The following is a 7,178-nucleotide window of genomic DNA, read 5'->3' as shown; positions in this document are numbered from 1 at the left end:
TACAGCTCAGCTAAGGTAAGGCTAATACAGCTAAGGACTCCACTGAACCCCACCGATTAAATCGCACCTTCCCTAACCTGCGATGACTTTGACCTGAGACGCTTGCAAAGACGCTGAATGTCAGTGGGTGATGTACCAATTTTCCCCATCAGTTCAACAGGTTCCGAATTGATAGCATAAGCGACAGTTATCGATTCTTTGTGAACATCTAATCCGACGTACAACGTGTTATTGTTGTTCATGCTGGCCTCCGTGGTGGAAATACAGGGGTGTAGCAACAGCTCACCCATGCGGCTCTGGCAACGATGTTAACCCGCGTTAAATATCCCACGTTGGCCAGCACCTGTCTCACGGAAAGTCATACTGTCTTACAGACGTTCCACATGCTCCTCCAGACGGAAAATATTGCCGTGCCAGACAGACGCCACCGTGCAGGTCACGTCCGAGTGCCCGAATCCAGCATCAAAAATGGAGATGCGTGCCTGCGCTGCCGGCAGATATTGCCCCTCAATCCAGGCGCAGCCGCCGGCACAGGGATTCCTCGCAGAAAGCGTGTACCGGCTGTACTGAATGGCACCGCCCGCAACGGTATCCGGCACCCCGTCGTTAATTCCCGTGTCTACGATAGAACGCATAATCACCTCGCGGATAGGGCCGGTACCTTCGCTCCCCTTTTAGAGCAGGCAGGTACAGGTCGTTGAAATTTAAAAGCTTACGCATTATAAAAATGGTGTGGCGGCTAATGAAGGCGACGTTCAACACCGCCACGCACCTTAAAAACGATGCCAGACGTTTTCAAAATCGTCATACGAGGTAAACCGGTCCATCACTGACTGTCCGAAAGCGTTTTTGTTAAAGCAGATTCAAATGCGGAAAGGGTGTTTTCCACATCATCCATGGTATGCGTACCGTCAATAAACCATTTCCCCAGCATGCCTAAAATGACGCCTTGATTCATAAGATTAAACCGAACGCGGTCATAGAAATTAAAATCGGCTTCAGCAAGGAACGAAACATCCGTCACTTTCTTTCTGCCGCCTTTCACCCCGAAGACGGTATAAAAGATGCCGGGCGCTTCAGGAATAAGCAGTTCGACATGATGTTGACTGCAAATATCAACCATGCCGTCCAGCAATGTATCCTGGAGGGCAGCAATGTGTTTTAATAATGCAAAATCGTTTTCTTCATACATTTTTATTGCTGTGGTACAGGCTTTAACGCCAAGCCCATAGCCGTTATAAGTGCCAGCACCGATAACAGATTTCTCTCTGAATACATCCATTACCTTTTTATTGCCGACAACGGCCGCAAAGGGAAGACCGCCGGAGATGGCTTTACCGACAGTGGAGATATCCGGCGTAACGCCAAGATACGCCTGCGCACCGCCCATATTCAGGCGGAAGCTATTCACAATTTCATCAAAGCACAGCACCACATTATACTGATCGCACAATTCCCGCAGGCGCTCAAGATAACCCGTCACCGGATGAACACAGAAATTATCTGAGCACATCGCCTCCAGATGGGCGATAGCGATTTCGCCATGATACTGCTTGAAAACCGTTTCCAGCGCAGCGAAATCGTTATACGGCACAACGATGGACTCTTCCTTCGCCCAGGGCGACTTGCCGAGGGTAAACATGGGATGCTCTTCCGGCGTATCGGCCGGGAACGGCATACTCAGACTGTCGGGCGCAGGCTGCGCACACATGTCGGCAACATTGTCGAACCAGCCATGATAGTGGCCATCAAATCGCAGAATTCTGCTCTTCCCGGTGTAAGCCCGGGATAGTCGGAAAGCGAGCTGAACCGCCTCCGAGCCGGAGGTGCAGAATTTCACTTCGTCCGCGCAGGGAATATGTTTAACGAGCAGTTTCGCCAGTTCAATATCTTCTTCCCGATATAACAGACTTGAACCATAGGTAGGTGCTTCCACATCCAGATAATTTTTGAGTTCTTTAATATACTTTTCATTTCTGAAGCCGAGAAGCGTAGGCCCCAGCGCCCCACTGTAAACTATATATTCATTACCATCGACGTCCCAAACATGAGAACCCTCACATCGGGTAACAAAAATTTTTGTTCTGCCGGCGGACATTTTCGCTCTGAAATTCGAATGTCCGCCGGGAAAATAGCGATTGAACTCCTGTGTTAATTTCTCACTCCTTTCTAAAGTCCTGCTCATATATCCTCTTTACACTTTGTTAGATGAATTATTTGTACCCTGAATAATCCGAGTTGCAGGAAGGCGGCAAGAGCGTGAGTCCCCAGGTGCTGACTGAAGTAAGTAACTGGGGTGAGCAAACGTAGCCAACGCACATGCAACTTGAAGTATGACGGGTATACAACCATTCCGATCCAGAGATGACGGCGGCCCCCGCAAGACGTCAGATCCCCGTTAAGATCGCGTTAATGTTATTAATGCTGACGCCCGCCGTTGCTCCGCCATCCACCGCGATTTTCTGCCCGCTTAATGTCGGAGTGTCGGTGCTGGCCAGGAAGTGAATCAGCGCGGCGATATCTTCCGGCGCGATCAGCCGATCAATCGCCGACGTAGCGGCGCTGAGCGCGATTTCAGTTTGCGCGGAATCCTGATTCCGGAGCATCGGTGTGTCCGTAGTTCCCGGACACACCTCGTTGACGCGGATCCCTTTAGGGCCTAACTCCAATGCGGCACAACGTACGATCCCCGACGTCGCCCATTTGGAGGCAGCATAGGCGGCGTAACCGGGGATCCCCACCTGCGCGGCCAGCGACGTCACGCAAATAATGGCACCGCCAGAAGGCATCACCGGTGCGGCATGCTTGATACCATAAAGCGTTCCCAGCGTGTTAACCGCAAAGGCCTGTTTAAAAACCTCAGCGTCCGCTTCCGTGATATCGGTAGTGGCGCCAAAATAGCCGGCATTATTCACCAGAATATCTATACGGCCAAAACGCCGGACGGTTTCCGCCACCAGACCTTCAACCTCTCGCTCAACGGCAACATCTGTTTTGACGAACACCGCCCCCAGTTGCGCGGCCAGTTCCGTGGCGTCGCTGCGGTTGGCGATGACGACGTTGGCGCCAGCCTTGATAAACCGCTCGGCGGTCGCTTTACCTATCCCGCTTCCCCCCCCGGTGACAACGGCCACTTTGTCTTTAAGCGAAAATAATTGCATGAAAACCTCATATCTGCCTGTGTCAATAACCCATTGGATCTTGCCGTACATTAGAAATTGACGAAAAAACTGAGTTGCGCATAACGGTTAGTCCGGTTATCGCCAACCTGGCTACCCCCCTCCACCGCGCTCTTTTCCGGCTTATAGAACCCAATCAGAGGGATAACCGAGAAATGCGACGTCACATCAATGGCGGTGAAAATATCCAGCTCCTGCGCATCCAGATTCGTGACGTCGCGGTTGTAGAGCGTCTTAAATTTAAAATATAAAATTCCGGCAGTGACATTATCCAACGGATGGAGTTTCAGCCCCGCGTGATTGACGGAGTCATTGCTGTTATACGGCCCGGCATAATTTGCCGCCACTTCCCCCTGATACCAGGTACCATATCCCGACGAAGCGTTAAACATGGCGTCCCAGTTTCTGGAGTAACGGCTGTACCGATAGGTGATTTCCGGAGACCAGGGGATATTGGCAAAAGTATAACTGGCGGAGGTATACCATGCGTTATCGCTATTATCGTCTTTGATGACCTCGCTGTTTTCCATATCCACCCGATATTTTTTATCCTGAATCGCATATTCGAATGCCAGATTAAGGTTATCGACACCGAGACTGCTTTTACCCCGTAAGCTGTAAATATTCATCCCCTTACGTGTGGCAGTTACAGGATTATATGTTATCGCCTGCTCCCTGTTGACATCGAGACCATGCGCATACATAAATCCCAGACTCCAGCCTTTTTGCTGATACGACCAGTCGCTTACCGCCATTTCAGATGAGGCCGTCATCGGGTTTTCAGATTTTAACCACGCCAGCGTACCGTTCCATCCCGCGTCACTGGACAATTTCAGTACGGCAGTGTCGTGATAAGCGTGACGTGCCGCCAGATAGTAGGCGCCGCCCCGGTTGGCGCCATCACCAAACAGAGGGGAACGACCGGTGTTCAGACCATCATCGCCCATGATAAACCCATCGCCAATGATCACCGCCTGGCGACCAAACGACATATTGATTCCGTCGTCCCCCAGTTCTGGGAACAAGTCTGCCGATTTCCAGCCGACATAAGCGTCCTCAAACCGGGTGGTTCGTTCCGAACCATTGGTGTATCCACCGGCATCGCCGCTTCCCCAGGTGCCGGAACTCACTAAACTGGTCGAGCCATATAATGTCCCGGCCGCGGCGAGCTTTTGTTCCCCCGCCAAACCATATTTTGCGAAACCTTCACGCCATGATGTGCTGCCATGTTTATCTCCAAAGTAGGTCTTCTGGCTGTCAAACATGGCATATGCCGCGAATAAACTGCCGGTCAGCTTGGTGGTATCAGAATGATAAAGGTCAACCTCAGCGTGCGCCATAAAGCTAATACCACTGACTAAAGATAATAAACCTGGACATACTTTCTTGGTATAATGACGCATACTATCCCCCATTAAGGTTAAGCAATAAAAATTCCATGCGCTATTTAATAATGCGCACGCGCGAAAAATCAAAAAAGTTACAATTAACGTAATGACGGAACAACACTCTCAGTACATTACCTTTGGCCTTGTTGATTATTATCCATAAACTCAGGGATGTAACATCTTAGATATGCCAGCATGGCTCTGGAACCCTCTAGCAAATATTCACTGTTGACGCGTTGATGCTCAACATAAGACAAGCGCCAGATCCCATCCAGAACCGCAAACGATATTTCTATCCTTTTTTTTATATCGCTGATACTTGATATCGGAAAGCGTTCGATGAGTAACCGGCAAACCGTTTCGGCAATGGATTTATTGCCCATATCATCTACACGTCTTACCCCGCTGACGAACCCCGCCCCCAGGAATAGCTGCATCATCGGGGGGTGCTGATTATAATAAACCGCAGCCCGTTCAATGATAAACTCTATTAATTGCTGCCAGCTAAAGAAAAACCGGTCTTGATCTATAGCGAGCTCTTCCTGGATCCGTTCATGGTAATACTGCGCCAACCCTTCCAGCAGCAGATTTTTACTGGGAAACAAGTTATACAGTGAACTCAGGGGTATTTCCGCGCGAACGGCAACATCCACCATACTCACTGAGGAAATCTCTTTTTCATGTAATAGCGCAATAATGGACTCAATTACATGAACTTTTCGCTCGACCACTCTACGCTGCTGTACGGCATAATCCTTACTCACTGATGCTCTCCCCCGAAAACATTCGTCCACCCGCTGTCTTGCCGTTTTATTCCGTGCGACGACGTTTACCAATCCAGCAGCCTGTTATAAACACGACCCCGACGATCCCTGGCGACAGGTTGATTAGCTTGTTATCAAAACCGGAGAGGAGCGTGAAATTCTCGGCGATCAGGCTCGCCGCCACCAATAATCCGGCACCGGCCAGTATAGGCGCCAGAAACGTCGAAAAGTTCCTGGCATGTTTACGTTTACGAAAGAAGATGACACACCCGAAAGCCACCAGCGCCTGGAGAAGCAGGATGCCGAAAGTGGACACCGCCGCCGTGCCGCCGCTCAACACCACATACGGATCGATACCCAGTGCCGCCGGCACAATCAGCGCAGCCGCCACAAACAGCGAGACGAACAGGCTGGCATTCACCGGCGCATTGGTTTTTACGTTGATTTTACCCAGCCCTTCCGGCAGATAGCCGTTGGTCGCTAAAATACGCACATAGCGAGCCGAGGCGTTATGCAGTGCCAGATAGCATACCAACGAACTGTTGCAGAAGAGAATATTAGTCAACTGGGAAAAGTTGCCACCAACATATTGCTTGATGATATTAATGACCATTTCTCCCTGCATACTCCGGGCGGTGTTCTGTACGTTATCGATCCCGACAGCCCCAACCAGCGCCCAGGAGGTGATGAAATAGAATACCGCCACCACCAGCACTGAACTGAGCAGTGCTTTGGGTACCGAAGAGTCGGCGTCTTTCGCCTCGCCGGAATAAAGCGATGCTGCCTCAAAGCCGATGAAAGACATAAATGCGGCCATCAGGCAGACACTAAATCCCTGATGCGAAATTACGTCGGAAGAAAAGACCTGTAACGGAAACGTGGCCGCTCCGGATTGCTTGCCAATGGCAATGTCCACCACCAATAACAGCAGGAATTCAAGAATCACAATCCACGACAGGACCGATGCGCCGATATCCGCGGAATAAGCCCCCAGAATGTTTACCAGCACAAACGCGATGACCGCCCAAATCTCCCAGCCTAAATTAACCCCATAAGACTGAAACAGCAGGTTGGTAAAATACCCGGTCGCGCTGGCGAGTGAGATGGTCAACATGAGATAGGAAAATGCCGCCATGAACGCGCTGGCAACCCCCACGCGATGGCCGAAAATAGTTTGAATATATTTATAGAAGGCACCTTCGCCCGGAATATGTTTAATTAACTGGGCGTAACAAAGAGCAAAACACAGGATCACCACACCAGCCAATAAAAAAGCCAGCGGTAACCCTGCACCACCCATCATGAAGGCCAGCGGTCCCATACCAATAATGGCGCCTAATGGACTGGCGTTGGCTATGATTAAAACAATAATATGACCAGTGGTCAATTTCCCCATAAAATGCTCGCCATTTCCTCTGGCGGAAGGCGCATCATCAATTACTTTTGGCATAATTCCGTTCCGCTCCCGTTGATACTCAGTGCACTATTGAAATTACAAAACCAACTTCAAGCAGAATAAAAAATCCGACCACTTCAGCAGGAATATCAGTTCTCGTTAGTTCAGTGATAATACTTAATAATAAATAAACGATGAACGCTTCGCTATTTTCCCGTCCATAACTTATTCCCCTGCGAGTTCGACGCGACTTGTTTAACGCCTGAAGGACCTAATCGGCTGCTTGCAGCCTAAACGCGACATCTGCCGCGACATGAAGCCCATGTGATGAACATAGTTATTTTCCCCGGTGAACATGATTTCAGGTTTTACATACGGCGGATTCAACTCCGAAGTGCAACGCTAAGCCGCCAATCTTAGCTCTGCAAACACCACAGACGGTTGCCTGAAT

At 50.0% G+C, this 7,178-nt stretch carries 6 protein-coding genes and 1 pseudogene; all 7 read right to left on the bottom strand.

Going from position 1 to position 7,178, the window contains the following annotated elements; genetic code table 11:
- Positions 1 to 74 precede the first annotated feature (74 nt).
- Positions 75 to 242: pseudogene (locus ACSZO1_RS21160) on the bottom strand (IS110 family transposase); the annotation flags it as partial.
- A gap of 126 nt (positions 243 to 368) precedes the next feature.
- A complete protein-coding gene (locus ACSZO1_RS21155) occupies positions 369 to 635 on the bottom strand; it encodes a hypothetical protein (RefSeq protein ID WP_437616172.1) in 267 nt (88 codons plus the stop codon).
- Positions 636 to 826: 191 nt separating this feature from the next.
- The gene (locus ACSZO1_RS21150; RefSeq protein WP_437616170.1) at positions 827 to 2,185 is read right to left on the bottom strand and encodes an aspartate aminotransferase family protein; all 1,359 of its coding nucleotides are present in this window, start codon (positions 2,183 to 2,185) and stop codon (positions 827 to 829) included.
- 202 nt (positions 2,186 to 2,387) lie between these two features.
- Positions 2,388 to 3,161, bottom strand: a complete 774-nt coding sequence (locus ACSZO1_RS21145) for an SDR family NAD(P)-dependent oxidoreductase (RefSeq protein WP_437616168.1) — start codon at positions 3,159 to 3,161, stop codon at positions 2,388 to 2,390.
- Positions 3,162 to 3,211: 50 nt separating this feature from the next.
- Complete coding sequence (locus tag ACSZO1_RS21140; RefSeq protein WP_437616166.1) at positions 3,212 to 4,582, bottom strand: hypothetical protein; 1,371 nt, start codon at positions 4,580 to 4,582, stop codon at positions 3,212 to 3,214.
- Between the two features lie 116 nt (positions 4,583 to 4,698).
- Complete coding sequence (locus ACSZO1_RS21135) at positions 4,699 to 5,331, bottom strand: TetR/AcrR family transcriptional regulator (protein ID WP_437616165.1); 633 nt, start codon at positions 5,329 to 5,331, stop codon at positions 4,699 to 4,701.
- 46 nt (positions 5,332 to 5,377) lie between these two features.
- On the bottom strand, positions 5,378 to 6,781 hold the full coding sequence (locus ACSZO1_RS21130) for an APC family permease (protein ID WP_437616163.1): 1,404 nt from the start codon (positions 6,779 to 6,781) through the stop codon (positions 5,378 to 5,380).
- Between the last annotated feature and the right edge of the window lie 397 nt (positions 6,782 to 7,178).

The sequence above is a fragment of the Erwinia sp. V71 genome (assembly GCF_965644245.1).
GTDB lineage: Bacteria > Pseudomonadota > Gammaproteobacteria > Enterobacterales > Enterobacteriaceae > Erwinia.
The sequence above is the reverse complement of the archived record's forward strand: the minus strand, read 5'-3'. Positions and strand labels throughout refer to the sequence as shown.